At 70.5% G+C, this 26,641-nt stretch carries 23 protein-coding genes; 9 read left to right on the forward strand and 14 right to left on the reverse strand.

The features are described from left to right. The 4 genes from ACFQVC_RS19170 to ACFQVC_RS19185 all read right to left on the reverse strand — a co-directional run bounded on the left by ACFQVC_RS19170 (nt 1) and on the right by ACFQVC_RS19185 (nt 4,864). Nucleotides 1-1,605, reverse strand: coding sequence for an acyl-CoA carboxylase subunit beta (locus ACFQVC_RS19170; protein ID WP_381831684.1), 1,605 nt, complete (start codon nt 1,603-1,605; stop codon nt 1-3). A gap of 31 nt (nt 1,606-1,636) precedes the next feature. Then, nucleotides 1,637-3,385: an acyclic terpene utilization AtuA family protein gene (locus ACFQVC_RS19175; RefSeq protein ID WP_381831685.1), complete on the reverse strand. Its 1,749-nt coding sequence runs from the start codon at nt 3,383-3,385 to the stop codon at nt 1,637-1,639. Continuing rightward, nucleotides 3,382-4,191 carry a TIGR03084 family metal-binding protein gene (locus ACFQVC_RS19180; RefSeq protein ID WP_381831686.1) on the reverse strand — a complete coding sequence of 270 codons (810 nt, stop codon included), beginning with the start codon at nt 4,189-4,191 and terminating at the stop codon, nt 3,382-3,384. Before ACFQVC_RS19180 ends, ACFQVC_RS19175 begins: the two co-directional genes overlap by 4 nt. A 262-nt stretch (nt 4,192-4,453) precedes the next feature. Beyond that, nucleotides 4,454-4,864, reverse strand: a complete 411-nt coding sequence (locus tag ACFQVC_RS19185) for an ATP-binding protein (protein WP_381831687.1) — start codon at nt 4,862-4,864, stop codon at nt 4,454-4,456. A gap of 194 nt (nt 4,865-5,058) precedes the next feature. On the opposite strand from ACFQVC_RS19185, the gene ACFQVC_RS19190 reads away from it, so the two are divergent. Together ACFQVC_RS19190 and ACFQVC_RS19195 are read left to right on the forward strand one after the other, a co-directional pair. Beyond that, complete coding sequence (locus ACFQVC_RS19190; RefSeq protein WP_381831688.1) at nt 5,059-5,598, forward strand: GntR family transcriptional regulator; 540 nt, start codon at nt 5,059-5,061, stop codon at nt 5,596-5,598. Further along, nucleotides 5,595-6,374 carry a GntR family transcriptional regulator gene (locus tag ACFQVC_RS19195; protein ID WP_381831689.1) on the forward strand — a complete coding sequence of 260 codons (780 nt, stop codon included), beginning with the start codon at nt 5,595-5,597 and terminating at the stop codon, nt 6,372-6,374. The genes ACFQVC_RS19190 and ACFQVC_RS19195 overlap by 4 nt, the downstream gene beginning before the upstream one ends. Before the next feature lie 289 nt (nt 6,375-6,663). Here ACFQVC_RS19195 and ACFQVC_RS19200 read toward each other — a convergent pair whose 3' ends face one another. The 3 genes from ACFQVC_RS19200 to ACFQVC_RS19210 all read right to left on the reverse strand — a co-directional run bounded on the left by ACFQVC_RS19200 (nt 6,664) and on the right by ACFQVC_RS19210 (nt 13,025). Continuing rightward, nucleotides 6,664-9,855 carry a sacsin N-terminal ATP-binding-like domain-containing protein gene (locus ACFQVC_RS19200; RefSeq protein WP_381831690.1) on the reverse strand — a complete coding sequence of 1,064 codons (3,192 nt, stop codon included), beginning with the start codon at nt 9,853-9,855 and terminating at the stop codon, nt 6,664-6,666. A 210-nt stretch (nt 9,856-10,065) separates the two neighbouring features. After that, nucleotides 10,066-12,564, reverse strand: coding sequence for an HAD-IC family P-type ATPase (locus tag ACFQVC_RS19205; RefSeq protein ID WP_381831691.1), 2,499 nt, complete (start codon nt 12,562-12,564; stop codon nt 10,066-10,068). 122 nt (nt 12,565-12,686) lie between these two features. Beyond that, nucleotides 12,687-13,025, reverse strand: coding sequence for a DUF2530 domain-containing protein (locus tag ACFQVC_RS19210; protein ID WP_381831692.1), 339 nt, complete (start codon nt 13,023-13,025; stop codon nt 12,687-12,689). A 218-nt stretch (nt 13,026-13,243) separates the two neighbouring features. Here ACFQVC_RS19210 and ACFQVC_RS19215 point away from each other — a divergent pair, with 218 nt between their 5' ends. After that, entirely contained in the window at nt 13,244-14,695 is a 1,452-nt protein-coding gene (locus tag ACFQVC_RS19215) for an NCS2 family permease (RefSeq protein WP_381831693.1), read from the forward strand. Nucleotides 14,696-14,812: 117 nt separating this feature from the next. On the opposite strand, the gene ACFQVC_RS19220 is transcribed toward ACFQVC_RS19215, so the two are convergent. After that, nucleotides 14,813-14,995, reverse strand: coding sequence for a ribbon-helix-helix protein, CopG family (locus ACFQVC_RS19220; RefSeq protein WP_381831694.1), 183 nt, complete (start codon nt 14,993-14,995; stop codon nt 14,813-14,815). A 158-nt stretch (nt 14,996-15,153) separates the two neighbouring features. Between ACFQVC_RS19220 and ACFQVC_RS19225 the strand changes: the two genes are divergently transcribed. From ACFQVC_RS19225 to thpR, 3 genes are read left to right on the forward strand one after another with little or no spacing between them, the layout of a single operon-like run. After that, a complete protein-coding gene (locus ACFQVC_RS19225) occupies nt 15,154-15,591 on the forward strand; it encodes a MarR family winged helix-turn-helix transcriptional regulator (RefSeq protein WP_381831695.1) in 438 nt (145 codons plus the stop codon). A gap of 48 nt (nt 15,592-15,639) precedes the next feature. Then, entirely contained in the window at nt 15,640-16,989 is a 1,350-nt protein-coding gene (locus ACFQVC_RS19230; protein WP_381831696.1) for an MFS transporter, read from the forward strand. Between the two features lie 47 nt (nt 16,990-17,036). Further along, complete coding sequence (gene thpR, locus ACFQVC_RS19235; protein WP_381831697.1) at nt 17,037-17,609, forward strand: RNA 2',3'-cyclic phosphodiesterase; 573 nt, start codon at nt 17,037-17,039, stop codon at nt 17,607-17,609. A gap of 175 nt (nt 17,610-17,784) precedes the next feature. Here the strand turns inward: thpR and ACFQVC_RS19240 are convergent, their stop codons facing one another. Then, complete coding sequence (locus tag ACFQVC_RS19240; protein WP_381831698.1) at nt 17,785-18,774, reverse strand: aldo/keto reductase; 990 nt, start codon at nt 18,772-18,774, stop codon at nt 17,785-17,787. Between the two features lie 60 nt (nt 18,775-18,834). Beyond that, the gene (locus ACFQVC_RS19245) at nt 18,835-19,524 is read right to left on the reverse strand and encodes a GDSL-type esterase/lipase family protein (protein ID WP_381831699.1); all 690 of its coding nucleotides are present in this window, start codon (nt 19,522-19,524) and stop codon (nt 18,835-18,837) included. A gap of 85 nt (nt 19,525-19,609) precedes the next feature. Between ACFQVC_RS19245 and ACFQVC_RS19250 the strand changes: the two genes are divergently transcribed. Further along, a complete protein-coding gene (locus ACFQVC_RS19250) occupies nt 19,610-20,590 on the forward strand; it encodes a WD40 repeat domain-containing protein (protein WP_381831700.1) in 981 nt (326 codons plus the stop codon). Between the two features lie 33 nt (nt 20,591-20,623). On the opposite strand, the gene ACFQVC_RS19255 is transcribed toward ACFQVC_RS19250, so the two are convergent. Then, a complete protein-coding gene (locus ACFQVC_RS19255) occupies nt 20,624-21,376 on the reverse strand; it encodes a TetR/AcrR family transcriptional regulator (protein WP_381831701.1) in 753 nt (250 codons plus the stop codon). A 97-nt stretch (nt 21,377-21,473) separates the two neighbouring features. On the opposite strand from ACFQVC_RS19255, the gene ACFQVC_RS19260 reads away from it, so the two are divergent. Together ACFQVC_RS19260 and ACFQVC_RS19265 are read left to right on the forward strand one after the other, a co-directional pair. Beyond that, nucleotides 21,474-22,481: an ATP-binding cassette domain-containing protein gene (locus tag ACFQVC_RS19260; protein WP_381831702.1), complete on the forward strand. Its 1,008-nt coding sequence runs from the start codon at nt 21,474-21,476 to the stop codon at nt 22,479-22,481. Further along, the gene (locus ACFQVC_RS19265) at nt 22,478-23,356 is read left to right on the forward strand and encodes an ABC transporter permease (RefSeq protein ID WP_381831703.1); all 879 of its coding nucleotides are present in this window, start codon (nt 22,478-22,480) and stop codon (nt 23,354-23,356) included. The genes ACFQVC_RS19260 and ACFQVC_RS19265 overlap by 4 nt, the downstream gene beginning before the upstream one ends. 22 nt (nt 23,357-23,378) lie before the next feature. On the opposite strand, the gene ACFQVC_RS19270 is transcribed toward ACFQVC_RS19265, so the two are convergent. From ACFQVC_RS19270 to serC, 3 genes are all read right to left on the reverse strand, one after another. Further along, the gene (locus tag ACFQVC_RS19270) at nt 23,379-24,002 is read right to left on the reverse strand and encodes a class F sortase (protein ID WP_381831704.1); all 624 of its coding nucleotides are present in this window, start codon (nt 24,000-24,002) and stop codon (nt 23,379-23,381) included. Beyond that, nucleotides 23,995-25,131, reverse strand: coding sequence for a hypothetical protein (locus tag ACFQVC_RS19275; protein ID WP_381831705.1), 1,137 nt, complete (start codon nt 25,129-25,131; stop codon nt 23,995-23,997). Before ACFQVC_RS19275 ends, ACFQVC_RS19270 begins: the two co-directional genes overlap by 8 nt. 305 nt (nt 25,132-25,436) lie before the next feature. Then, nucleotides 25,437-26,555 carry a phosphoserine transaminase gene (gene serC / locus ACFQVC_RS19280; protein ID WP_381831706.1) on the reverse strand — a complete coding sequence of 373 codons (1,119 nt, stop codon included), beginning with the start codon at nt 26,553-26,555 and terminating at the stop codon, nt 25,437-25,439. Nucleotides 26,556-26,641 lie beyond the last annotated feature (86 nt).

Below are 26,641 nucleotides of genomic sequence, written 5' to 3' on the forward strand. Positions count from 1 at the left end.
TCACATCCGGAAGACGCCGAACCCACCGCGCGCGCCCTCCACGGGCGCCGTGTGGATCGCGGACAGGCACAGGCCGAGCACGGTCCGGGTGTCGCGCGGGTCGATCACCCCGTCGTCGTAGAGCCGCCCGGACAGGAACATCGGCAGGGACTCGGACTCGATCTGCTGCTCCACCATGGCGCGCAGCGCGGCGTCGGCCTCGTCGTCGTAGGGCTTGCCCTTCGCGGCGGCGGACTGCCGGGCGACGATGGAGAGGACCCCGGCGAGCTGCTGCGGCCCCATCACCGCCGACTTGGCGCTGGGCCAGGCGAACAGGAAGCGCGGGTCGTAGGCGCGCCCGCACATGCCGTAGTGCCCGGCGCCGTACGACGCCCCCATGAGGACGGAGAGGTGCGGCACCTTGCTGTTGCTGACCGCGTTGATCATCATCGCGCCGTGCTTGATGATGCCGCCCTGCTCGTACTCCTTGCCGACCATGTATCCGGTCGTGTTGTGGAGGAAGAGCAGGGGGATGTCGCGCTGGTTGGCAAGCTGGATGAACTGTGCGGCCTTCTGCGACTCCTCGCTGAACAGCACCCCCTGGGCGTTGGCGAGGATGCCGACCGGATAGCCGTGCAGCGCCGCCCACCCGGTGGCGAGGCTGCTCCCGTACAGCGGCTTGAACTCGTCGAAGTCGGAGCCGTCGACGATCCGGGCGATGACCTCGCGCGGATCGAAGGGGACCTTCAGGTCGCCCGGCACGATGCCGAGCAGTTCGTCCGGGTCGTACTTGGGCGGCTGGACGGAGACGGGGTCCGGATCGGTGTGCGTCTTGCGCCAGTTGAGGCGGGCGACGACACGGCGGGCCTGGTGCAGGGCGTCGGGTTCGTCGGCGGCGAGGTAGTCGGCGAGGCCCGAGGTGCGGGCGTGCATCTCGGCGCCGCCGAGCGACTCGTCGTCGCTCTCCTCGCCGGTGGCCATCTTCACCAGCGGCGGCCCGCCGAGAAAGACCTTCGCCCGCTCCTTCACCATGATCACGTGGTCGCACATACCGGGGACGTACGCGCCTCCGGCCGTGGAGTTGCCGAAGACCACGGCGACCGTGGGTATCCCGGCCGCCGACGACTGGGTGAGGTGCTTGAACAGCGCACCCCCGGGGATGAAGATCTCCTTCTGCGACGGCAGATCGGCGCCGCCCGACTCCACGAGATGAATCGAGGGCAGCCGGTTGGCATGCCCGATCTCATGCGCCCTGAAGGCCTTCTTCAGCGTCCACGGGTTGCTCGCTCCGCCGCGTACGGTCGGGTCGTTGGCCGTGATCAGACACTCCACGCCGGACACGGTGCCGATACCGCAGACCATGGCGGCGCCCACGTGATAGTCGCTGCCCCAGGCGGCGAGCGGCGACAGTTCGAGGAAGGGGGTGTCCGGGTCGATGAGCAGCTCGATCCGCTCCCGGGCCAGCAACTTGCCCCGCTTCTTGTGCCGTTCGACATACTTCTCACCGCCCCCGGCGAGCGCCTTGCCGTGCTCGGTCTCCAGCTCGGTGAGCTTGTCGAGCATGGCGGCGCGGTGGGTGGCGTAGTCGGGATCCGCGGGATCGAGCGAGGACGGCAGGACCGTCACAGCAGTACCTCCGATACATGGCCAGCGGCCGTCACAGCAGTACCTCCGGAATGTTCAGGTGGCGGGAGCGCAGCCACTCCCCCAGGCCCTTGGCCTGCGGATCGAACCGTGCCTGCGCGGCCACGCCGTCGCCGAGCAGCCCTTCGACGACGAAGTTCAGGGCACGCAGATTCGGCAGTACGTGCCGACTGACCGTCAATTCCCTCGCCTCAGGCAGGAGTTCACGGAAGCGCTCGACAGTCAGCTCATGGCACAGCCACCGCCAGGCGTCGTCGGACCGCACCCATACGCCGACGTTGGCGTCCCCGCCCTTGTCGCCGCTGCGGGCCCCGGCGACCCTGCCGAGGGGCGCGAGCCGTGCGGGCCCCGGCGGCAGCGGCTCGGGCGCCTGCGGCTCCGGCACGTCCGCGAGCGTTCGCGTCGTCGCGGGCGGCGCAACGCTCTCCCTCGCCCCGTCCGGCAGCACGGCCACATGCGGTACGTCGCCCTGCGCGGTGTACTCGGCCCGGAAGACGCCGTAGGGCGCGCCCTTGCCGGGCGGCGCGGTGACGTGGAAGCCCGGGTAGCTGCCGAGGGCCAGCTCGATGGCGGCGCCGCTGACCACCCGCCCGACGGCGTCGGCGTCGGGGTCCCTGACGACGAGCCGCAGCAGTGCGCTCGCGGTCTCCTCGGTGGCGGCGTCGGGCTTGTCGGTGCGGGCGAGTTCCCAAGTCATCTCTTGGGGCCGGGACTTGGAACGCCCGAAGGCCTCCTCGACCTGGCTCTTCACAAGAGCCGCTTTCTCCTCGACATCGAGGCCGGTGAGCACGAAGACGACTTCGTTACGGAAGCCGCCGAGTCGGTTGAGTCCCACTTTGAGCGTGGGCGGCGGGGCCTCCCCGCGCGCCCCTTCGATCCGCACCCGGTCGGGTCCGTCCTGCCGCAGGCTCACGGTGTCGAGCCGGGCGGTGACGTCGGGTCCCGCGTAGCGGGCGGGCCCGGTCTCGTAGAGGAGCTGGGCGGTGACGGTGCCGGTGTCGACGGCCCCGCCGGTCCCTTCGTGCTTGGTGATGACACAGGTGCCGTCGGCGGATATCTCGGCGAGCGGGAAGCCGGGGCGGCGCATGTCATGCCCTGCACGTCCCGCACCTCCTGCATGTCCCGTGAAGCCCCTGAGGTCCATGAAGTCCGTGAAGAACGAGTAATTGCCGCCGGTGGCCTGCGTACCGCACTCCAGGACATGCCCGGCGACGACGGCTCCCGCGAGGGCGTCGTACTCCTCGGGCCCCCAGTCGAACCACCAGGCGGCGGGCCCGGTGACGAGTGCGGCGTCGGTCACGCGCCCGGTGACGACGATGTCGGCCCCGGCCCGCAGGCAGGCGGCGATGCCTCCGCCGCCGAGGTAGGCGTTGGCGGTGAGCACACCCTCGCCCCAGTCCCCCCGCCCCAGCAGGTCGTCCCCTTCGACGTGCGCGACGCGGACGGACACGCCGACACGCTCACTCAACTCCCTTACGGCGGCGGCAAGTCCGGCCGGATTGAGCCCCCCGGCGTTGACGACGATCCGCACGCCACGCTCCTTGGCGAGCCCGAGGCCCTCCTCCAGCTGCCGCAGAAAGGTCTTGGCGTAGCCGAGCTTCGGGTCGCGCAGCCGGTCACGGCCCAGGATGAGCATGGTCAGCTCGGCGAGATAGTCACCGGTGAGGACATCGAGTTCGCCGCCCGTGAGCATCTCGCGCAGCGCGTCGAAGCGGTCGCCGTAGAACCCGGAGGCGTTGCCTATCCGCAGCGCGCGCGTCACTCCCGGCCGCCCTTCCTGGTCCCCTTCATGGGCTGCCGGCCCGGCCCAGGCGGCCCCGCGAAGGCCTGGGCGATATCGAGCCAGCGGTCGGCGTCGGCGCCTTCGGCACGCAGGTCGAGATCGTCACGGTGGCCGCGCTGGGTGACGAGCACACAGAAGTCGTACGCGGACCCCATGACGCGTTGCGCGGCACCCTCGGGCCCGTACACCCACAAGTCGCCTTCCGGTGCCCGGAGTTCGATCCTGAAGGCCTCACTCGGCGGCTCCAGGGACCACACCCCGAAGGAGAAGTCCCTGGTCCGCACGCCGAGATGTACGACGTGCCGGATGCGGTCGGTGGGCGCCCGGGTCACCCCGAGGGCGTCGGCGACGTCCTGCCCGTGAGCCCAGGTCTCCATCAGCCGGGCGGTCGCCATCGAGGTGACGCTCATCGGCGGCCCGTACCAGGGCAGCCGCGTCCCGTCCGGCAGAGCCCGCAGCGCCTTCTGCAACTCCTCGCGCCCGCCCCGCCATTGGGCGAGCAGCTCGGCGGGCGCAAGCCCAGCCCCCTCCTCGGCCCCGTCGTCGACAAAGGACTCCGGCGCGGCGAGCGCCTTCTCGACCTCGCGCGCGAATCCCTCCGGATCGGTGGCCGCGAGCAGGGCGGCGGCATCGGTCCAGGCGAGATGAGCGATCTGATGGGCAACGCTCCACCCCGGCGCGGGCGTACTCACCGCCCACTGTTCGTCGCTCAACTCCCTGACGAGCAGGTCGAGTTCCTCGCCCTCGTCACGCAAGTCATCGAGCACGGGCACGGGATCGGACACGGCGCGCTCCCCTCACGGGATGTCATGTGAGGGGAGCATGGCAGCGGCGCCAGAAACAAGCAAGCGTGCTTGGATATTTCGGCTGGGGTGACGGGGTGCAGCTTGCGCATCCCGGTTCACGCAATGGCAGCGAAGCGCCACGCCGCGCCTCCCGCCGCCCCCTTCGCCTGACCGACTGCTGCCTGCGGCATCGAGCCCCTGACCGTGTGCAGCCGGAGCCCGCAGAGTGAGCCCGAGCCGCACCGAGACTTCACCCGGGCCATCAGCCACCCCGTTCGGCGTCCTCCGACTCGGCCAGGTGCACCCAGACCGTCTTGCCCGCGTCGCGAGGCCGTACGCCCCACGCCTGCGCCAGTGCGTCCACGATCAGCAGCCCACGGCCGGAGAGATCGTCCGGGCCGGGCTTGCCCAGCTCCGGCATCCGCCATCGGCAGGAGTCGGACACCTCCACGACGAGTACGCCATCGCGACAACTGAGGGTGAGCTCGAAGAACTCCGCGACGCCCGTCGCGTGGACGACCGCATCTGTGGCCAGCTCACTGACGACCAGGGCGGCAGGCTCGGCAAGTCCACCCAACCCCCACCCGTCGAGGGTGGTTTCGACATGCCTCCGGGACGCGGACACCGAGGTCCTGCGCATACGGAAGCGACGACTGCAGGCACGTCCCGACATGGACCCTCCAGAGGGGGACAGCAGAGGCCACGATCGCGGATCGTAAATCATTGGGCACCCTGCGTGACTCCCGCCGCACAGTACCGCTATTCACATAAAGCAGCAAGGTTAGAAAGGGGTCCGAACGACAGCACGTCACCTACTGTGTAAAGCGGCAAGGTCGCCAGGGCACTTCGGCCGCGCGGGAGGACATCATGAGTACCGGCAGGTGGGTCAGCACCTCCATGCCCTATCTGACACCGCATCAGGGGCAGGGTGATGTCTGGCAGGCCGAGGCGGCGTCCAAGGGCCGCAAGGGCAGCCAGCGAATCGTCCACGCCGGGGAGGTGCCCGCACCCACCGAAGTGGCCGGACTCTTCGGGCTCGCCGAAGGCGAACCGGTCGTCGTACGCCGCCGCCTGATCCTGCTCGACGAAGAACCGGTCGAACTGACGGACACCTACTACCCGTTGAGCATTGCTGGCGGAACCCGGCTCTCCGGCACAGCAAAGATCCCGGGAGGTGCCATCACGTACCTCGCCCAGCTCGGGCACACAGGCACACTCGTACAAGAGGACGTACGAGCCGCGATGCCCACCCTTGAGGAGCGGGAGACCTTGCGGATCGCCCCGGACGAACCCGTCCTGTACCTGACTCGCCTCACCCTCGACAAGGACGCCCGCCCCATCCAGGCCGACCGTATGACCATGCCCGCCGGGCGGCAGCAACTGCGCTACGAGATCAGGATCGGATGACCGTGCCCAAGGCCGAACCGGACTCCGCCGACCGTCGCTCGCTTCATGAGCGCATCGCCGCCGACCTGCGCGACGACATCATGAACGGCAACCTCGCACCGGGTGCGAAGCTCCCCTCGACCGTTGAGTTGAAGGAACGCTTCGACGCCTCCAATGCGACGGTGCAGAGGGCCCTGCAACTCCTCAAGGACGAAGGCCTGGTGATCGGCCGAGCGGGTGCGGCGGTGACGGTACGCGAGCATCGACAGCGCACCATGCGTCCGGCTTCCTACATGGCGCCCGCTCCGGCAGGAGCCCCCCACCGTTGGCTCACCGAAGCGGTCAAATTCGGTACGCACGCCCGCAGCGAGCTGCTTGACGTGGCGCAAGCTCACCCTCCGGCCGACGTACGCAAGGCACTCGGCCTCCCTGACGGCGGCATGGCGCTTCTGCGCCGGCAGATCCTCACCATCGACGAGGAACCGGTCGAACTGGTCGAGTCCTACTACCCGTTGGAGATCGCGCGGGGCACAGCGATTTCGCACCGCCGCAAGATCAAGGGCGGTACGCCGGTACTCCTCGCCGATCTCGGTCACCCGCCCCGGCTGAGCGTGGACCGCGTCTCGGCGAGGATTCCCACCCAAGAGCAGTACCGCGCCCTGCGTCTGCCCGGAAACGTTCCGGTCCTGCGCACGCTCCGCGTCGTCTACAGCACCGACGACCGGCCCATCGAGGCCACGGTCATGGCCAAGGCGGGCCACCTCTACGAGCTGCAGTACGAGTTCACGCCCGAGTGAGGGTGGGGCGGGTAGCCGAAGCATCGAGCGGTGCGCCGCCAAGCGCGGTGCCCACCTCGTGGGTGGGGGCGGGTGGGCGGGGAAGTGCGGGCACGCAACCCTACGCCGTACGCCGAACTCCGTACTCCGAGGCGTTTGCCCTCGGTCTGCGAGGGCGGGTGCCGCAACCGCCCGCCCTCGCGTGAAGACGCAGGGCCACCACGGCACCCCCAGGCGCAGGGCGCCCAGGACCGCCCACCGTGCCCATCCTGCAAGGTGACGGGACGGGACGGCCGCCGGTAAGGGCTGGTCAGTCGAACCAGCGGTCCCGCGCCAACTCCCCCGTCCGCGAAGGGTCCTCCAGGAGGGCCGCCACCTCGAACCGGCGGGGCCACTGGCCCGCTGCCCAGGCGAGGCCGGCGGCGACGCCCTCCAGGGTCGCCGCGTGGACCATGCCGTCCGGCGTGCGACGCCAGTCGAGTTCCGTGCCGTCGACGAGGAGCGCCTCGTGTTCGCGGTACGTGGCCGGCGTGGCGGCGCCCAGGAGTGCGCGTACCGAGGACGGCACCGGGTGCTCGACACCCGGCTCCGTCACCTCCGCCCGCACCGTCTCGCTGAGGCGCCGTACTTGGAAGAGCTCCGCGAGATCCGCGGCCCGCTTCGGAGCGACCGGGAGCAGGGGGCGGCCCGCCGCCAGGGGCAGCAGATCCGGGGCGTCCGCGATCAGCGCGACACCCGCGTCCACCACCGTGACCTCACCGTCGGCCACGGCCCGCAGCTCATCGGGCAGTGTCACCGCCTCGGGGTCCAGGTCCGCCAACGCGCCGTACAGGGCGTGGAGTTGAGGGGCCGACACCGGGCGGTCGGGGTCCGCGAGGCGGGACAGGAGCTCCGCCGCACCACCGGGCTCGTCGAGCAGCGCGGCCACCGTGGTGCGCACCCCGAGCGCCCGCAGCACCTGCTCGTCCTCGAACCCGCTCGCGTCCGCCTCCTCGTAAAGCCCGGACAGCAGCGGGTCGCCACCGGCCGCGCGCAGCCCCGCGGGGCGGCGGCCGTCGAGTACCGGATGGCCGCGCAGCCACCAGGCCGTGTAGGGGCGTACGGACTCCGTCGTGCCGTCGGGCAGCAGGACCCGTACGGGCTGGGTCAGGGCGTCCCGCAGCGGGGGTTCGGCGAGGAGGGCGAGGGCCTGGGGCCAGCGGTCGTCATCGACCAGGTCGAGGTCGCGCACGGCGACGATCTCCGTGGCGACGGGCGGCAGCGGAGTGTCCGGCAGCCGGTCGAGTACGTCCTCGCACCACACGTCGACGACATCGAGCAGACCCGCGTCGTCGGGTTCGGCGAAGTCCCCCTCGCGGGGCTCGAGTTCGTCCGGGTCGAGGACCACATCCGTGGCGCGCACCAGCGCGAAGTTGGCGAGGACCCCGCAGGCGGTCAGGGGCTGCTCACCCCAGCTGGCCGCCAAGTCCGCGTCCACATGGGCGAGTTCACCTTCCCGCATGACCGAGGCGAAGGGGCTGCCGGGCAGGACGAGCTCGCCCGCAGGGGCCGGTTCACCCTCCTCGTCGGGCAGCGCGAGCGCGCCGAGCCACGGTTCGTCGCCCGGCTGAAGCTCCGCGTCCCGCACCAGGGCGAGCACGATGTCCGCCAACTCCTCGGCGTCCAGGGCTTCTTCGTCCCAGATGTCGTCGTCGAGCGATGCGGCGACGGCGGCCCGCACCTGCGGGGTGGTGAGGACCGCGCGCGGCGTGGCGGGCAGCGCGCCGAGCTTCTCCAACAGCGGGTGCGTGGCGTCGGGGTGCGCGACCTTCAGGCCGAGACGGGCAAGACCCTCGGGGGTGTCGGACCCGGGCAGGAGGATATGGCGGGGCCCGATCGTCGTACGGCCGTCGGCCAGCGGAACGGGGAGCCCGGAGAGCCGGTCCGGGTCGACCCCGGCCAGCGAGTCGTAGAGCCGCCGCCACCAGCCGGGCGCGCGCTCCAGACCCGCGAGCCGGTCGACGGCGTCCTGCAGCGGGACCCGGGCCACACCGAGCGTACGCAGCTCCGCACGGCGTTCGAGCCCGGCGGGCAGCAGGGTCGGCAGGACCTCGGCGAGCACCCGGACCGTGTCCGCGCCCGCGCCTTCGACGACCTCGGCCTCGAAGGGCCGAAGCGCCACGGGCCGCCCCTCGTCGTCAGCACGGGCCCCCTCGTCCGCGTACTCAGAAGTGTCCTCGTCGGCAGCACTTCCGTCGGCGTACCCGGAAGCTCCCTCGGAGGATGCCGCCCCCGCCGCCACCGCGGGCGCCAGGAACGCCGTGCGCGGCAGCCGCTCCAGGACCGCCGCGCGCAGCGCCCCGTCGAGCGCGGCCGTGCCGAGCGGGCCGGGCACCAGGTCGATCGTGCCGGTCGACACCGGGCGCCATTCGGCGAGGAGTTCGGTGTACGCCTCGGCCGCGCGCCGCACCAGGAAGTCGGTGAGCGGCCCGGGGGCGGTATGCCGGCGGGTCGCGTCCAGCGGGAACGAGGCGATCAGCAGCGCCGGTACGCCGAGGGGTTCGTCGCTGGGAGTCGGCGCGTGCACGACGGGAGCGGTGCGGGGGCGCTGCGGGGCGCCGTCGGCGTCGACGGGCACGGCCCAGGTGACCGACCAGTGCGGGCGCAGCCGCTCTTCCACGGGGCGGCCGTCGAGGAGGTCGCGCTCCAGGCGGCCGTTGCGCTCGATCGTGCGCCAGCGGGTGGTGCCGTGCGCGGTGTCCTCGATCCGGGCGTACGGGCCGTCGTGGTCGCGGGTCAGGGTCCGCGTCCCCTCGGCGGTCTCGACGACGACTTCCGTGAGACCGGGCAGCGCGAGCAGGAGCGCGTCGTCGACGCCGTCGAGGAGCCGCTCGGCGAGGGCCTCTGCGGCCGGGTCGCGCAGCGGCAGGACGACGACGGTGTCGTAGGTGTCGGGTGCGCTGCCCTCGGCGGCGAACGGCAGCCGAAGCAGCGGTACGTGACCGTCGCGGCGGCGCAGTTCGTCACCGAGCTCCGGGCTATGCGCGGCGGCGGTCTCCTGGGCGAGCTCCCTGGCCTCGGCGAGTGACCAGCGCACACCGCCGCCGCGGCCGATCACGGCGGGTTCGTCGGTGACGGCGAGCACGGCCGCGAAGCCCACGCCGAACCGTCCGACGGTGGACTCGTCGGCGTCCCGCTTGGCGGAGGCGCGCAGGGTGCTGAGGGATTCGACGCCGGCCGTGTCGAGGGCGGCGCCGGTGTTGGCGGCGGCCAGGACACCGTCGCGCAGGGTGAGCCGGAGCCGGCCGGGGACCCGGGCGCGGGCCGCGGCGTCGGCGGCGTTCTGGGCCAGCTCGACGACGAGGCGGTCGCGGTAGCCGCCGAGCGCGAGGTCCTCTTCGGAGTTGGCGTCCTCACGGAAGCGGGCGGGTGCGGCGCCCCACGCGTCGAGCACGGACCGTCGCAGGCCCCCGGTGCCGAAGGGGTCGGCTCCTTCAGGCGCGGGCCGGACGAATCTGCTCACGGTGGTCCTCCTCGTCGGGGTGGGCTGCCGCCCGAAGGTACCCGGTGTGGGGCCGGGCCTTCCGCGTACCCCACCTGGAGGGAGGCCCACCGTGACCCGCTGTGCGTGTGTGCGACTTGCGCGGACGACGACGGCGTGGCCCCTGTGACGGGGCCACGCCGGGTCCTGCGCCGGGTTCCACGCGGGCTGTACGCAGGCTGCACGCGGGTTCTACGCCGGGAACTTCCGGTCCACCCACCGGAACACGAACTCGATCAGCGCCGCCGCTGCCACCGCGATGGCCACCGCCGACCACGGCATGGTGGTGCCGACCAGCTTCAGCTTGAAGAAGTCCTGCAGCCACGGCACGACCATGACCAGCAGGAAGCCCGCGCCCATCGCGCCGATCAGACAGATCCGCCACCACGTGTAGGGGCGGGCGATGATCGCCAGGACCCACATGGCGATGAGGAACAGGGTGAGCGTCGCCGCGCTGGTCTCGGCCTCGCGCGCCCCCGCGCCCGAGTAGTGGGCACGGGCGAGCAGATAGGTGGAGAAGGTCGCCACGGCCGCGACCGCGCCGCCCGGGATGGCGTAGCGCATGACGCGTCGTACGAAGTGCGGTTTGGCGCGTTCCTTGTTGGGGGCGAGGGCCAGGAAGAAGGCCGGTACGCCGATCGTCAGGGTCGACAGGAGCGTCAAGTGCCGGGGCAGGAACAGGTATTCCACCTGTGTGCAGACGACGAGCAGCGCGATCAGCACCGAGTAGACGGTCTTGACCAGGAAGAGCGTCGCGACCCGGGTGATGTTGCCGATGACACGACGGCCCTCGGCGACCACGGACGGCAGGGTGGCGAAGCTGTTGTTGAGCAGCACGATCTGGGCGACCGCGCGGGTGGCCTCCGAGCCCGAACCCATGGAGACGCCGATGTCGGCGTCCTTCAGGGCGAGGACGTCGTTGACGCCGTCTCCGGTCATCGCGACGGTGTGGCCCTTGGACTGCATGGCGCCGACCATGTCGCGCTTCTGCTGCGGGGTGACCCGGCCGAACACCGCGTTCTCGTCGAGGACCTTGGCCATCTCGGCCTGGTCCTCGGGCAGGGTGCGGGCGTCCACGGTGCGGTCCGCGCCCGGCAGGTTCAGCTTGCCGGCGACGGCGCCGACGGAGACCGCGTTGTCCCCGGAGATGACCTTGGCCTTGACGTCCTGTTCTTCGAAGTAGCGCAGGGTGTCGGCGGCGTCGGGGCGAAGCCGCTGCTCCAGGACGACCAGGGCCTGGGCGGCCGCGCCGTCCGCCACCGCCGCGTCGTCCAGCTCCTTGTCGGCGCGGGCCAGGAGCAGCACCCGCAGGCCCTGCTGGTTGAGCGCCTCGATGTCGTCGAGCGCGGGGTCGCTGTCGGGAAGCAGCACATCGGGCGCGCCGAGCAGCCAGGTCGAGCTCTCGCCGTTGCCCTCGCTGAAGCTGGCGCCGCTGTACTTACGGGCCGAGGAGAACGGCAGGGACTCGGTGCAGCGCCACTCCTCGCTGTCCGGGTAGGCGTCGATGATGGCCTGCAGCGAGGCGTTCGGCCGCGGGTCGGACTCACCGAGCGCGCCGAGGACCTTGCGTACGTAGGTCTCGTCCGAGCCGTTGAGCATCCGCAGCTCGGTGACGTCCATGCCGCCCTCGGTGAGGGTGCCGGTCTTGTCGAGGCAGACGGTGTCGACCCGGGCCAGGCCCTCGATGGCGGGCAGCTCCTGCACGAGGCACTGTTTCCGGCCGAGCCGGATCACGCCGATGGCGAAGGCCACGGAGGTGAGCAGCACCAGGCCTTCGGGGATCATCGGGACGATGCCGCCGACGGTGTAGGCGATGGACTCCTTGAAGTTGTCGTCCTTGACGACGAGTTGGGAGATCACCAGGCCGATGGAGGTGGGGATCATCAGCCACGTCACGTACTTGAGGATCGTGGAGATGCCGGAGCGCAGCTCGGAGTGGACGAGCGTGAAGCGGGACGCCTCTTCGGCGAGCTGCGCCGCGTAGGCCTCGCGGCCCACCTTGGTGGCGGTGAACGCGCCGCCGCCGGCGACGACGAAGCTGCCGGACATCACGATGTCGCCCGGCTTCTTCAGGACCGGGTCGGCCTCGCCGGTGAGCAGCGACTCGTCGATCTCCAGGCTCTCGGCCTCCGCACAGGTGCCGTCGACCACGATCTTGTCGCCGGGCCCGATCTCGATCAGATCCCCGAGCACGATCTCGGAGGTGGAGATCTCCGCCGCCCGGCCGTCACGGCGGACGGTGGGCTTGGCCTCACCGATGACCGCGAGGTTGTCGAGGGTCTTCTTGGCGCGCAGTTCCTGGATGATGCCGATGCCGGTGTTGGCGAGGATCACGTAGCCGAACGCGGTGTCCTGGAACGGCGCGACGAACATCATGATCACCCAGAGGACACCGATGATCAGGTTGAACCGGGTGAAGACATTGGCGCGGACGATATCGGCGGCGGACCGACTGCTGCGTACCGGAACGTCGTTGACCTCGCCGCGGGCGACCCGCTCGGCCACCTCCGCGGTGGTCAGGCCCGCCCGTCGCCCGCCACCACCCTTATCCGAGGCTTCGCCACACCCTTTATCCGCTTTGCCGGGAGGCGGAGCCGGATGTACGGGGTCCAGTTCGGCTCCGGCATCAATGGGAGCCCCGGTGCTGTCCGGCTCGGGACCCCCGGTGTCGATATGTGCCCGCTGCGTCATGGTCTCGACGGTACGGGGCGGGGGCGCCGTTCACTCGCCGACCTCCCCGGAATCAGGGGTGTGGCACCGGAAGATCCGACCTGGGTACTACACGAAGGGGACCTCGGCAGGACAACCGGACGCTACTTCTCCGCGTCGGCCGCCGCGCCTTCAGCAGCGCCTTCCGTCACACCTTCAGTCGCGCCTTTCGCCGCACGCTCCTGCGCCGCCGCCTGCTCCGCCGCGTGCCGCTTGAGCGCGGCGTCGCGCCCACGGACGTACCAGATGCCGATGAGCCCGAGCCCGGCGCCGGCCAGCGGGGTCCACACCCACCAGGTGTGACCGTTCTCGTCGAACCAGCTGTAGAAGGGCAGCTGCACGAGGAAGAGGACGAACCAGAGGATCGTGCCGCCGGTGATGGTGGCGACCACGGGGCCCTCAAGGGCCTCCGGCGCCTCGTGCTTGGGGGTCCACTTCGCCATGTGCACAGCTTACGAGGGGGCCGACGGTCCCCGTACACCCCAGGCGCCCCAGGTGTCTACGCGCGGAGATAGCGATTTTGGCCTTATGTATTCATACTGAAACGGCTTGAGTCTGACCACTTTCATTCGTAAGAAGCCACAAGGTAGGCGTGACTCGGCCACTTCCCGAAGTTCTTGGAAACCCGGCGAGTACCCGCCCCGTACCTCTGAGGTCGCGCATGCCCCCCTCGGCCCCGTCCACGGTCGACGACCCCAAGCTCCCGCCGTCGCAGCCGCCCACCAGCGGCATCGACCGCTACTTCAAGATCTCCGAGCGGGGCTCCACGCCGGCCCGTGAGATCCGCGGCGGCTTCGCGACCTTCTTCGCGATGGCGTACATCATCGTGCTGAACCCGATCATCCTCGGCAGCGCGAAGGACATGTACGGCCACCAGCTGGACAACGGCCAGCTGGTCACCGCCACCGCGCTGACCGCCGCGTTCACCACGCTCCTCATGGGTGTCATCGGCAACGTGCCGATCGCGCTCGCCGCGGGCCTCGGCGTGAACACCGTCGTCGCCCTGCAGCTGGCCCCCCGGATGAGCTGGCCGGACGCTATGGGCATGGTCGTCCTGGCCGGCTTCGTGGTGATGCTGCTCGTCGCCACCGGGCTGCGGGAGCGGGTGATGAGCGCCGTGCCGCTCGGCCTGCGCAAGGGCATCGCCATCGGTATCGGCCTGTTCATCATGCTGATCGGCCTCGTCGACTCGGGCTTCATCTCGCGGATGCCGGACGCCGCGCACACCACGGTGCCGCTGCAGCTGGGCGCCGACGGTCACCTCAACGGCTGGCCCGTCCTGGTCTTCATCCTGGGCGCGCTGCTCACGCTCTGCCTGATCGTGCGCAAGGTGCCGGGCGCGATCCTGATCTCCATCGTCGTGATGACCGTTGTGGCGATGATCATCAACGCCGTGGCGACGGTGCCGTCCTGGGGTCTGACCACCCCGAAGTGGCCCGGCAACCCGGTCGCCACCCCGGACTTCGGGCTCATCGGCGAGGTCAGCCTCTTCGGCGGCTTCGGCAAGGTGGGTCTCCTCACCGGCGTCCTGTTCGTCTTCACCGTGCTGCTGTCGTGCTTCTTCGACGCCATGGGCACGATCATGGGCGTCAGCGAGGAGGCCAAGCTGACGGACGCCGACGGCAATATGCCGGGCATCAACAAGGTGCTGTTCGTCGACGGCATCGCGGTCGCCGCCGGCGGCGCCAGCTCCTCCTCGGCCACCACCTGTTTCGTGGAGTCCACGGCCGGTGTCGGCGAGGGTGCCCGCACCGGCCTCGCGAACATCGTCACCGGCGGTCTGTTCACGGTCGCGCTGTTCCTCACACCGCTCGTCACGATGGTGCCGTCCCAGGCGGCGACCCCCGCGCTGCTCGCGGTGGGCTTCCTGATCCTGTCCGGGTCGATCGGCGCGATCGACTGGAAGGACTACACGATCGCGATCCCGGCGTTCCTGACGATGCTGATGATGCCCTTCACGTACTCGATCACGAATGGCATCGGCATCGGCTTCATCACCTTCACGGTGCTGCGGCTCGCCTCCGGCCGTGGCCGCGAGGTGCCGGTCGCGATGTACGTGGTGTCCGCGGTGTTCGCCTTCTACTACCTGATGCCGGCGTTGCAGTTGACTTAGGGCGGGAGTTGGCTGCCGTCAGAACTGGTTGCCGTCACGCCGCCCTGCGGGCTTGTCCTCAAGCGCCGGACAGGCTTGATTTTCGTCCCCTGCACCTGAAGAGCTCGCCTCTTCCGGCTACGGAACGCCGTAGAACTTCTCCGTCTCCTCCACGGCCGTTTTGAACCGCTCGTCGAAGTCGTCACGAATGAGCGTCCGGACCACATAGTCCTGGACGCTCATTCCTCTTTTCGCCGCATGGTCCCGGAGCCGGTCGAGCAGCTCACGGTCTATGCGCAGGCTGAGCACGTTGGTCCCCATGCGCCTCAGGGTCGCCGCAGCGCGAGGGCCGGTGTGTCACTTTCCGCAGCCGCCTCACTCATATGGGTGATGTTGAAGCGGGGCACCCCTCGCGTCGGGCCGTAACTGCCGGGAAAACCCGGTTTCCTTAGTCAGGGTAATGAGTTATGCTAACGAACATGCCGGACCTCTCCCATGGCGACGACGCTGCCGCCGTGAACGCCCTGCGCTCCGCGATCATGCGACTCGGACGCCGCCTCAAACACCAGCGGGTCGACGAGTCGCTGAGTCCGACCGAGATGTCGGTGCTCGGCACGCTCGCCCGCTGTGGCTCAGCCACCCCGGGTGAGCTCGCCCGCAAGGAGCATGTACAGCCGCCGTCGATGACCCGCATCGTGGCGCTGCTCGAAGCCAAGGGACTGGTCAGGCTCGAGCCGCACCCCGAGGACCGCCGCCAGAAGGTGGTCAGCCAGACCGAGACCGCAGAGGCGATGCTCGAACAGAGCCGCCGCAAGCGGAACGCCTGGCTGGCCCAGCTGGCCGAGGACCTGGACGAGGACGAGTGGGCGAAGCTTCGCGCCGCCGCCCCCGTCCTGGAGAAGCTCGCCCACCTGTAAGCGACAAGCACCGAAAAGTATCGACAAGTACCAAGGAGGCGAGCTCTTTTGAGTACGGGACCCGGAGCAGACTCCGCCCCCGCACCAGCCGCCAACGACCCCGCCGTCCGCACCGACTCCCGTAAGCCGAGCATGTTCAGCTCGCTGAAGATCCGTAACTACCGGCTCTTCTTCACCGGGCAAGTCGTCTCCAACACCGGCACCTGGATGCAGCGCATCGCCCAGGACTGGCTGGTGCTCAGCCTGACCGGATCCGCGTCCGCCGTCGGCATCACCATCGCGCTGCAGTTCCTGCCCATGCTGCTCTTCGGCCTGTACGGCGGCGTTCTCGTCGACCGGCTGCCCAAGCGCACGCTGCTCTTCTTCACCCAGTTCGCGATGGGCCTGACCGGCGCCGCGCTCGGTGTGCTCACGCTCACCGGCCATGTCGAGGTCTGGCACGTCTATCTGACCGCGTTCCTGCTCGGCCTCGTCACCGTCGTCGACAACCCCGCGCGTCAGTCCTTCGTCTCGGAGATGGTCGGCCCCGGGCAGCTGGCCAACGCCGTCAGCCTGAACTCCGCGAACTTCCAGTCCGCGCGGCTCGTCGGCCCGGCCGTCGCGGGTGTGCTGATCACCGCCGTGGGCAGCGGCTGGGCCTTTCTGCTCAACGGCGTCTCCTTCCTCGCGCCGCTCGTCGGTCTCGCCCTGATGCGGACCTCCGAGCTGCACAAGGTGGAGCGGGCGCCGCGCGGCAAGGGCCAGTTGAAGGAAGGGCTTCGCTATGTCGCCGGGCGGCCCGAGCTGATCTGGCCGATCGTCCTGGTCGGCTTCATCGGCACCTTCGGATTCAACTTCCCGATCTGGCTGAGCGCCTTCGTCGACGACGTGTTCGGCGGCGACGCCGGTACGTACGGCATGCTCAACACCCTGATGGCGGCCGGTTCGCTCGCGGGCGCGCTGCTCGCCGCACGGCGCGGGGCCTCACGGCTTCGGCTGCTCGTCGCCGCCGCGCTCGGCTTCGGCGCCCTGGAGGTCGTGGCCTCGGTCGCGCCCACGTTCTGGCTGTTCGCGGCGCTGCTCGTGCCGATCGGCATGCTGGGCCTGACGGTCAACGTGACCGCCAACTCCAGCGTCCAGATGGCCGTCGACCCGGTGATGCGGGGCCGTGTGATGGCCCTGTTCATGATGGTCTTCACCGGCGGTACGCCCCTGGGGGCACCGCTCGTCGGCTGGATCACCGACACCTACGGCGCCCGGGTCGGCTTCGCCGCGGGCGGTCTGGTCTCGGCGCTCGCCGCCGCGTCGGTGGGCCTGGTCCTGGCCCGCGTCGGCGGCCTCCGCCTGCGGGTGCGGATGCACCACGGGCACCCGCAGGTGCGGTTCGTACCGCGGGAGCGACTGGCCACGGCGGCCTGAGCCGGCCTTCGGCGCGGGGGCGGACGGCACCGGGAGAGACTCGGCCCATGAGACTCTTCGCCGCCGTACTGCCCCCGGCCGCCGCAGTCGATGAACTGGCCCTCGCCGCCCGGAAGTTGAGGGATATGCCCGGCGCGGGCGGGCTGCGCTGGACCGAACGCGCCGGCTGGCACTTCACCCTCGCTTTCATGGGTGAGGTGCCGGACGAGCGCGTACCGGACCTCACGGAGCGGCTCGCGCGCGCCGCACACCGCACCGAGGCCTTCCGGCTCGCCCTGCACGGCGGCGGGCGCTTCGGTGACCGGGCGCTCTGGGCCGGGGCCGCCGGGGATCTGGCGGTCATGCGCCGGCTCGCCGAGCGGGCGGACGCGGCCGCGCGCAAGGCCGGGCTCGACATGGACCAGCACCGTGGCTACACCCCGCACCTGACCCTCGCCCGCAGCCGTGCCGCCACCCTTGACCTGCGGCCTTTCGTGACGGCCCTGGACGCATTCGAGGGCACCCCCTGGACCGTCGGCGACCTCGCTCTCGTACGCAGCAATCTCCCGAGGAGCGGCGTTCCGGGTGAGCAGCCGCGCTACGAGGAGGTCGAGCGGTGGCCGCTGCGGGCCGCCGGTTAGTCTCGGAGCGTGGACCCGAAGACCCGTAACCGGATCATGGCCGGTGTTCTTGTGCTGATGTTCGTCGTCGTGGCGCTGGCGTCGGCCCTCAAGTGACGGCCTGAAGTGGCGGCCTCAAGTGACGGCCTGAAGTGACAGCCTCAAGTGACGGCCGACGCCGTGTGCACGTCCGGCGCTACCAGGCGAAGGCCTCCGGCGAAGGGCCCGGGCCCGGGAAGATCTCGTCCAGGGAGGCCAGGACCTCGTCACCGAGCTCCAGCTGGACCGCCCGCAGCGCGGAGGCGAGCTGGTCGGCGGTGCGCGGGCCGACGATGGGTCCGGTCACTCCGGGACGGGTGAGCAGCCAGGCCAGGGCCGCCTCGCCGGGTTCGAGGCCGTGCTTGTCGAGCAGGTCCTCGTACGCCTGGACCTTCTCCCGCATCTGCGAGTTGGCGAGCGCGTCGGCGGAGCGGCCGGAAGCGCGGCGCCCGCCCTCGGCCTCCTTCTTGATGACGCCGCCGAGCAGCCCGCCGTGCAGCGGGGACCAGGGGATGACACCGAGGCCGTACTCCTGGGCGGCCGGGATGACCTCCATCTCGGCGCGTCGCTCGGCCAGGTTGTACAGGCACTGCTCGCTGACCAGGCCGTAGGAGCCGAGGCGGCGGGCCGTCTCGTTGGTCTGGGCGATCTTCCAGCCGGGGAAGTTCGACGAACCCGCGTAGAGGATCTTGCCCTGCTGGATCAGGACGTCGATGGCCTGCCAGATCTCCTCGACCGGGGTGAGGCGGTCGATGTGGTGGAACTGGTACAGATCGATGTGGTCGGTCTGCAGCCGCTTCAGCGAAGCATCCACGGCACGGCGGATGTTGAGGGCGGAGAGCTTGTGGTGGTTGGGCCACACATCGCCGTCACCGCCCATGTTGCCGTACACCTTGGTGGCGAGCACGACCTTGTCGCGGCGGCCGCCGCCCTGGGCGAACCAGGTGCCGATGATCTCTTCCGTGCGGCCCTTGTTCTCACCCCAGCCGTACACGTTGGCGGTGTCGAAGAAGTTGATGCCGGCGCCGATGGCGGCATCCATGATCGCGTGGCTGTCGGCCTCGTTCGTCTGCGGGCCGAAGTTCATGGTGCCGAGGACGAGTCGGCTGACCTGGAGTCCGGTGCGTCCTAGCTGCGTGTACTTCATGGTTCTACAGCGAACTTGCTGGAGTGCGCTCTAGGCAAGGGGGCGCGGGCCCCTGTGCGGTCAGCCCGCCTCGTCGTACGGCGCTCCCAGGTCCCATGCCTGGTACAGGGCGTCCGCGAAGGCCGCCGCCAGTTTGTGCTCGCCGCTCGCGCTCGGGTGCGTGCCGTCGTAGGTGTCGTGGTGGAGGGCGTACGACGGCGGAAGCGAGGCGAGCAGCAGCGGGGAGCGGTCCGTGTCCAGGTCCGCGACCGCCTTCGCGAGCAGTTCGTTGAAGAGGGCGACTTCCGCGGCGAAGGAAGGGTCGGTGTCGGCGCGGGTGTTGGGGATCACCGGGAGCATCGCCATCGCGATCCGCGGGTTGGCCGCGCGGGCCTCGTCGACGAAGCGGCGGACCTGGGCCGCCGTCTGCTCGGCGTTGGTGTAGAAGCCCAGGTCGATCAGGCCGAGGGAGACCAGGAGCAGATCCGCGCGGTGCTCGCGGACCGTCGCGTGGATCAGCGGCGCCATGTGCCGCCAGCCCTCGCCCCAGCCGGCCAGGTGGTGGCGCGGGAAGGCGGGGTCGACGTCCGGTGCGTACTCGTACGAGAGGGGGGCGTCGGCCGCCTTGTCGTGGAGCGTCTCGCGCGGTCCGACGATCCGGAAGGGACCGTCGTACGAAGCGCGCAGATGCTGCCACATGCGGTAGCGCCAGGTGTGTTCGCCGGCGCTGCCGATGGTCATCGAGTCGCCGACGAAAAGGAGCCTGAGCATCCGCTCATCATCGTCGATCGGGCCACCGGGCCGCGATGTGAGGCTGCACACGTGCGCCGGGGACGGCACGTGGCAGCCTTGGCCCATGCGTTCACTTGTGGGTGTGACCGGGGCCGCCGCGCTCGTGCTGCTCTGCGCGGCGGGCCCCGCGGCCGCCGACGACAACGAGGCCTTCACGATCGAGGACCCGCGGATCACCGAGTCCAGCGGCCTCGCCGCGAGCCGCGCGCACCCCGGGATCTACTGGACGCACAACGACAGCGACGACGGTGCCTTCCTGTACGCCGTGGACGCGAAGTCCGGGAAGACCGTCGCGACGGTGACCCTGACCGGCGTCGGCTCCCCGCGCGATGTGGAGGCCGTGTCGCTCGGCCCGGACGGCGATCTCTACGTCGGTGACATCGGGGACAACCTCGGCGGCAAGTGGGAGCACGTCTGGATCTACCGCTTCCCCGAGCCGAAACAGCTGCGCGACACCACGGTGAAGGCCACGCAGTACGTCGTGAAGTACGCCGACGGGCCCCGGGACGCGGAGGCCCTGATGGTGCACCCCAAGACCGGCCGGGTCTATATCGCCGACAAGAAGCGGGGCAGCGGGGGCGGGCTCTACGAAGGCCCGGCCGAGCTCTCGGCGTCCGGCACGAATGTCTTCAAGCGCCTTGCGGACGTGGACCTCTGGACCACGGACGGCGCCTTCTCGCCGGACGGCAAGCAGCTGCTCCTGCGCAGCTACTTCGACGCGACGCTGTACGACTGGAACGACGGCAGGCCCGCGCGCGCCGAGCGGTCCGATGTGCCGTGGCAGCGGCAGGGCGAGTCGGTGACGTACTCCCCCGACGGCAAGGCGCTGATGTACGGCTCCGAGGGCGAGCGCAGCCAGGTGGAGCCGATCGAGGTGCCGGGGGCCTCCGGTGACGGCTCCAAGTCGCCCTCGGACGGCGGCAGTTCGGCGACGACCGGGGGCGACGAGCCCGGCGGGGACAAGAACCTCACCGTGGGCGCGGCCGCTCTCCTCGTGGCGGCGGTGGGGGTGTTCGCGCTGCGGCGGATGTTCCGGAGGAACTGACCGCCCCTCAACTCGCCTGACTCGCCAGGGGTTTCACTTTCCGGCCCGTCCCGCCACCAGCACCTCGAAGCCCTCGACGAGCCGGCGAAGGCCGAACTCGAAGTGGTCGAAGTCGGCGGTGAAGGTGTCCTCCGTGAGCCCGGCGAGCATCGGGAACTGTCCGCTCTCCATGGCCTTGATGAGATAGGGCTCCTGGCGCCCCCAGAACTCGGAGTCGGTCAGGCCCGTCTCCCTGGCGGCCTCCGTGGCCTCCAGTTCCAACCGCGCGATCCCGGTCACCCAGCTCTGCACGGTGATGATCACCGAGATCAGCTCCGGGTCGCTCAGGCCCATGCCCTTGAGCGGGCCGAGGGTCGCTTCGAGGCCGCGAAGGACGCTCGGACCGAGCACCGTACGCGCCTGGTTGACCTTGAGCAGCCAGGGATGGCGCCGGTGGAGGTCGAGATGGCCGCGGGCCAGGGTCTCGACGGCGTCCTGCCAGCGCACGGACCCTTCGGACGGCTGTGCCGGCTCGGTCTCGGACTGCACCCGGTCCAGCATCAGGTCGAGCAGCTCGGCCTTGCCCGGGACGTACCGGTACAAGGACATGGTGCCGGTGCCGAGTTCGGTGGAGAGCCGGCGCATCGAGACGGCGTCGAGCCCCTCGGCGTCGGCGAGGCCGACCGCGGCGGCGACGATCCGCTCCAGGGTCAGACCGGGCTTGGGGCCTCGGCTGGGGCGGGCTCCGGTGCCCCAGAGGAGTTCCAGGCTGCGCGCGAGATCGCGGCTTCCGCTTGTGCTGCTCATAGGGGCAGCCTAGCCGTTCGAAGCATCTTTGCGTACGCTGTACTCGCTATCGGGTACGCTGTACTCAGTTTGCTGGCCGACCGGCTCGAGGAGACCCATGACCACGCCATACGCCGTGCACGCCGAGGGACTGCGGAAGCGTTACGGGGAGACGCACGCCCTCGACGGCTTCGACCTCACCGTCCGGAAAGGCACCGTGCACGGACTGCTCGGACCCAACGGCGCGGGCAAGACCACCGCCGTCCGCGTCCTGGCCACCCTGCTCAGGCTCGACGGCGGCCGCGCCACGGTGGCCGGTGCCGACGTGGCCCGCGACCCGCGCGCCGTACGCCGCCGCATCGGGCTCACCGGGCAGTACGCCGCCGTCGACGAGATCCTCAGCGGCCGCCAGAACCTGGAGATGTTCGGCCGCCTCTTCCACCTCGGCGGCCGCCGCGCCCGCCTGCGCGCGGCCGAACTCCTGGAGCGCTTCGACCTGGTGGCCGCCGCCGACCTGTCCGCCGGCGGCTACAGCGGCGGCATGCGGCGCCGCCTCGACCTCGCCGCGTCCATGATCCTCGCCCCCGATGTGCTCTTCCTCGACGAGCCCACCACCGGACTCGACCCGCGCGGCCGGGGCGAAGTCTGGGAAGCCGTACGGGCGTTGGTGGCGGACGGCACGACCGTGCTGCTCACCACCCAGTACCTCGACGAAGCCGACAAGCTCGCCTCCCGCATCACCGTCATCGACCGAGGGCGCGCCATCGCCGACGACACCCCCGACGGCCTGAAGTCCACCGTCGGCGGCGACCGCCTCGAAGTCGTGGCCGCTTCCGCCGCCGATCTGCCCGCCGTGACCGCCGCCGTGGCCCGGGTCGCCGACGCCGCACCCGAGCACGACACGGCCGAGCGCAGGGTGCACGCCCCCGTGAGCGACCGCGTCTCCGCCCTCACCGACGTGGCACGGGCCCTGCAGGACCAGGGTGTGGCGGTGGAGGACATCGGTCTGCGCAGGCCGAGCCTCGACGATGTGTTCCTGCGCCTGACGGGGCACCGCAGCGCGCCCGCCGCCGGGACCACCGAAACCCCCGCCACCGCCGCCGAGAAGGCAGAGGTCCCCGCATGAGCACCGTCGGCACGAACACCGCCGGCACCGGCACAGGTACCGGCACCGTCGACCTGACCGTGGAGTCGCCGCGCGGGCGCCTGTACTGGACCGTCGCCGACTGCCTCAACGTCGTACGCCGTGAACTCACCCACTACCGCCGCCAGCCCTCGTACATCGCCTGGCAGTTGGGCTTTCCGATCATTTCGGTGCTGCTCTACGGCTATGTCTTCGGCGGCGCGATGAAGCCGCCCGGCGGCGAGAACGGCGGCAACTACCGGGACTTCCTGATGCCCGGCATGTTCGTGATGACGATGGCCTTCGGCTTGATGAACACCGCCACCACCGTCGTCAACGACGCCACCAAGGGAGTCATCGACCGCTTCCGCTCCATGCCGATGGCCCCGTCGGCCGTCGTCGCGGGCCGCGGGGTCACCGATCTCGTCGTCGCCTGCGCGGAGTTGACCATCCTGGCGGCCACGGCGGTCGTCATGGGCTGGCGCTCCGACGCCGGGATCGCGGCGGCACTCGGCGCCTTCGGACTGCTCGTACTCCTGCGCTTCAGCCTGATCTGGATCGGGGTCTTCCTCGGTCTGCTCATCCCGAACCCCGAGGCGGCCGGCGGGCTCTACGCCGTGGTCTTCCCGTTCACGATGATCTCCAGCATCTTCGTGCCGACCGCCTCGATGCCCGGCTGGCTCGGCGCCGTCGCCGCCTGGAACCCGATCTCGTCCACCGGCACGGCGGCGCGCGAGCTGTTCGGCTACGAGATGCCGGGCGGCGGCAGCGGCTGGATCGAGCAGCACGCCGTCCTGATGGCGGTGGTGTGGCCACTGGCGCTCACGGCCGTGTTCCTGCCTCTCGCGGTCCGCCGTTTCCAGCGCCTGAGCCGCTGAACCCCCTTCCTGGAAACGGTGGTTACCAGGCCTTTCCGGTCAGGTGGGCGAAGACCACGACGTTGGAGTCCCAGTGCCGTGACGCGGTGAGCTCGCCGCCGCAGGTGATCAGCCGGAGTTCGGCCTTGTCGGTCTTCCCGTAGACCTTGTCCGTCGGGAACTTGTCCTTCTTGAAGGTGTCGACCTCGTCGACCGCGAACACCGCCGTACTGCCGTCCTCGCGGTGGACCTTGACCTGCTCGTTCTTCTTCAGGTCCTTGAGGTCGTAGAAGACCGCCTTCGGGACGTCGGGGGTGTCCATATGGCCCGCGATGGCCGCCGGGCCCTTCTCGCCGGGCGTCGGGCCCTCCTTGTACCAGTCGGCCCGCATCGGCTGGTCCATCGGCGGGGTCTGCATCACGCCCTGGGCGTCGAGTCCCACCGTGCCGAGCTCGGCGTCGACACCGATGTCGGGGATGGAGAGACGGTCGGGCACGGACGCGGGCATGACGGTCGCCGCGGTGGCCGCGACCCGTGCCGCGCCGTGGTCCTTCGTGCCGGACGCGCACCCCGTGGCGAGGGCGGCGGCCAGTGCGGCGGCCCCCGCCAGGGCGGCCGCGCGGTGAGCGCGGCCGCCCCGGCGGCGGGCGAGAGGTGCCTCAGCCATGGTTACGGCGGCGGCGCAGCAGGCCCGCACCCGCGACGGCCGACGCTCCCAGGCCCCCGAGGCCGATGGCCAGGGCGGCGTTGGTGTTCTCCTGGGCATCGCCGACCGGGGCCATACCGGTGTTGACCGAGCCCTTCGGGATCTTGTGGTCACCCGGCTTCACCGGCGTCACGCCATGGTGGTCCGAGTCGTGGCCGCCACCGCCGAGAACCTTGAACGAGGTCTCGGCGCCGGTTCCGCTGCGCACCTTGTACGTGTTCGGCCTGACGTTGCCGACGCGGGCGGTGCCCTTCCACACGCCGTCCTTGCCGAGCGTCAGCCGCGCCTGGCCGGTGAACGCCTTGGAGTCGACGGTGACGGTGCCGGTCGGGTTGGCGGAGGGCGCCTTCACGGCGAGCTTCACCAGGTCGCCGGCGTGGCCCTCGCCCGGGGACACGGAGATGCTCGACCGGCCCACGACCGGGGTCGTACCGCCCTCGGTGACGGTGAACTTCACCGTGTCGACCTTGGTGGAGCCGACATAGCCGGTCACGCCGTAGTAGCCGAGCTTGGTGTCCTTGGAGACCGTGGCCTGACCGTGCCAGGTGCCGTCGGCCCGGTCCTGCTTCAGGGCCACCTTGCCGCCGAACGCGTCGGACGTGACATAGGCGTCGCCCTTGAGGTCGCCGGCCTTGATGGTGATGCCGACCTTGTCGCCCGGCTTGCCCGAGTCGGCGGACAGGGAGAGGGACGCCTGCGGGGCGGGGCTCGGGGTGTCGCCCTTGACGGTCAGCTGGGCGCCCGCCTGGAAGTCACGGCCCTGCAGAGTCACGTGGTACGTACCGGGCTTGGCGTTCTTGTCGACGGTGAACGTGTGCGAGAACTCGCCCTTGCCGGCGATCGTGCCGCCGCCGAATACCGGCGACGACACCGTGAAGGGCTTGCCCTGCGGGCCGCTCGCGGTGACCGTCACGGACTCGCCCGGCCGCACGGTGGACGAAGAGAGCGAAATGCTCGCGTTCTGCTCCGGGGCCGCCGACTGCGAGGCGGTCGGAGACGGGGTGGCATCGGCCGCGAAGGCGCCCGCCGGAGCGGCGAGTGCCAGCCCTCCGGCTACGGCGATCGCCGCGACGGTGTATGCCTTGCGCATGAGAGAACCTCCTTGCAGGACCGGGGACTTGTCCCCCGGTGCACTGATCAGGAGGTTGATCCTGCTCTGCCGGTTTCATCCGTGAAAGCCGGTGCGTGCCGCCCGGGTACAAGGTCCGGGACTCCGTACACCGGCGCCTTGCAGGGGGCTTTCCGAAGTCATGACGGAACGCTTTGCCCGGACATTAGGGCCGTAAGTCCCCTGGTTCGGCGCGTCGTTCCGGCAAAGGGCACGCAAAGGGGCCCGGCACCTGTTCCGGTGCCGGGCCCCTGTACGCGCGGGAAATGCAGCTGTACGCGCAGGAACTACAGCTTCTCGATCACGTAGTCGATGCAGGCCGTCAGGGCCTCGACGTCGGCCGGGTCGATCGCCGGGAACATCGCGACGCGCAGTTGGTTGCGGCCGAGCTTGCGGTAGGGCTCGGTGTCCACGATGCCGTTGGCGCGCAGCACCTTGGCGACGGCGGCCGCGTCCACGTCGTCCAGGAAGTCGATCGTGCCGATGACCTGCGAGCGCTGCGCGGGGTCCGCCACGAACGGGGTGGCGTACTTGGAGTCCTCGGCCCAGCCGTACAGGGCGCGCGCGGAGGTGGCCGTGCGGCGCACCGCCCAGTCGAGTCCGCCCTGGCCGTTGATCCAGTCCAGCTGCTCGGCGAGCAGGAAGAGGGTGGCGAGCGCCGGGGTGTTGTACGTCTGGTTCTTGCGCGAGTTGTCGATCGCGGTGGGCAGGCTGAAGAACTCCGGGATGTGCCGGCCGCTCGCGTGGATGCGCTCGGCGCGCTCCAGGGCCGCCGGCGAGAACAGCCCGAGCCACAGACCGCCGTCGGCGGCGAAGGACTTCTGCGGCGCGAAGTAGTACACGTCGGTCTCGGCCACGTCCACGGGCAGGCCGCCCGCGCCGGAGGTGGCGTCCACCAGGACGAGGGACCCCGCGTCGGCGCCCTCGACCCGCTTGATGGGGGCGGCGACACCGGTGGAGGTCTCGTTGTGCGTGTACGCGTACACGTCCACGCCCGCCTCGGCGCCCGGGGTGGGGTGCGTGCCGGGGGCGCTCTGGATGACGGTCGGCTCGGCCAGCCAGGGCGCGAGCTTGGCCGCCTTGGCGAACTTCGAGGAGAACTCGCCGAAGGACAGGTGCTGCGACTTGTTGTCGATCAGACCGTGGGTCGCGATGTCCCAGAAGGCGGTGGAGCCGCCGTTGCCGAGCACCACCTCGTATCCCTCGGGGAGCTGGAACAGGCTCTGGATGCCCTCGCGCACGCGACCGACCAGGTTCTTGACCGGGGCCTGGCGATGGGACGTTCCGAGCAGCGAGGTACCGGTGTCGGCCAGCGCGCCGAGCGCTTCCGTACGCACCTTGGAGGGGCCCGCGCCGAACCGGCCGTCCGCGGGCTTGATGTCAGCAGGAATCTGGATCTCAGCCACGATCGGAGCGTAGCCGCTCGTTTCGTACGGCGTTCACCGGGTCCACCCCCCGAGACGGGCCGTCCACGCCTCGGGGCGGCACCGCG

The sequence above is a fragment of the Streptomyces monticola genome (assembly GCF_042665355.1).
In the GTDB taxonomy this organism is placed as follows: Bacteria; Actinomycetota; Actinomycetes; order Streptomycetales; family Streptomycetaceae; genus Streptomyces; species Streptomyces monticola.

Bases quoted from the DNA above. Each gene is read 5' to 3' on its own strand.
- ACFQVC_RS19210 (WP_381831692.1), bottom strand. From the start codon at position 13,025: ATGGCGAAGTGGACCCCCAAGCACGAGGCGCCGGAGGCCCTTGAGGGC.
- ACFQVC_RS19265 (WP_381831703.1), top strand. From the start codon at position 22,478: ATGAGCACCGTCGGCACGAACACCGCCGGCACCGGCACAGGTACCGGC.
- ACFQVC_RS19250 (WP_381831700.1), top strand. From the start codon at position 19,610: ATGCGTTCACTTGTGGGTGTGACCGGGGCCGCCGCGCTCGTGCTGCTC.
- ACFQVC_RS19260 (WP_381831702.1), top strand. From the start codon at position 21,474: ATGACCACGCCATACGCCGTGCACGCCGAGGGACTGCGGAAGCGTTAC.
- ACFQVC_RS19220 (WP_381831694.1), bottom strand. From the start codon at position 14,995: ATGGGGACCAACGTGCTCAGCCTGCGCATAGACCGTGAGCTGCTCGAC.
- ACFQVC_RS19255 (WP_381831701.1), bottom strand. From the start codon at position 21,376: ATGAGCAGCACAAGCGGAAGCCGCGATCTCGCGCGCAGCCTGGAACTC.
- ACFQVC_RS19275 (WP_381831705.1), bottom strand. From the start codon at position 25,131: ATGCGCAAGGCATACACCGTCGCGGCGATCGCCGTAGCCGGAGGGCTG.
- ACFQVC_RS19245 (WP_381831699.1), bottom strand. From the start codon at position 19,524: ATGCTCAGGCTCCTTTTCGTCGGCGACTCGATGACCATCGGCAGCGCC.
- ACFQVC_RS19195 (WP_381831689.1), top strand. From the start codon at position 5,595: ATGACCGTGCCCAAGGCCGAACCGGACTCCGCCGACCGTCGCTCGCTT.
- ACFQVC_RS19225 (WP_381831695.1), top strand. From the start codon at position 15,154: ATGCCGGACCTCTCCCATGGCGACGACGCTGCCGCCGTGAACGCCCTG.
- ACFQVC_RS19205 (WP_381831691.1), bottom strand. From the start codon at position 12,564: ATGACGCAGCGGGCACATATCGACACCGGGGGTCCCGAGCCGGACAGC.
- ACFQVC_RS19270 (WP_381831704.1), bottom strand. From the start codon at position 24,002: ATGGCTGAGGCACCTCTCGCCCGCCGCCGGGGCGGCCGCGCTCACCGC.
- ACFQVC_RS19190 (WP_381831688.1), top strand. From the start codon at position 5,059: ATGAGTACCGGCAGGTGGGTCAGCACCTCCATGCCCTATCTGACACCG.
- thpR (WP_381831697.1), top strand. From the start codon at position 17,037: ATGAGACTCTTCGCCGCCGTACTGCCCCCGGCCGCCGCAGTCGATGAA.
- ACFQVC_RS19185 (WP_381831687.1), bottom strand. From the start codon at position 4,864: ATGTCGGGACGTGCCTGCAGTCGTCGCTTCCGTATGCGCAGGACCTCG.
- ACFQVC_RS19240 (WP_381831698.1), bottom strand. From the start codon at position 18,774: ATGAAGTACACGCAGCTAGGACGCACCGGACTCCAGGTCAGCCGACTC.
- ACFQVC_RS19215 (WP_381831693.1), top strand. From the start codon at position 13,244: ATGCCCCCCTCGGCCCCGTCCACGGTCGACGACCCCAAGCTCCCGCCG.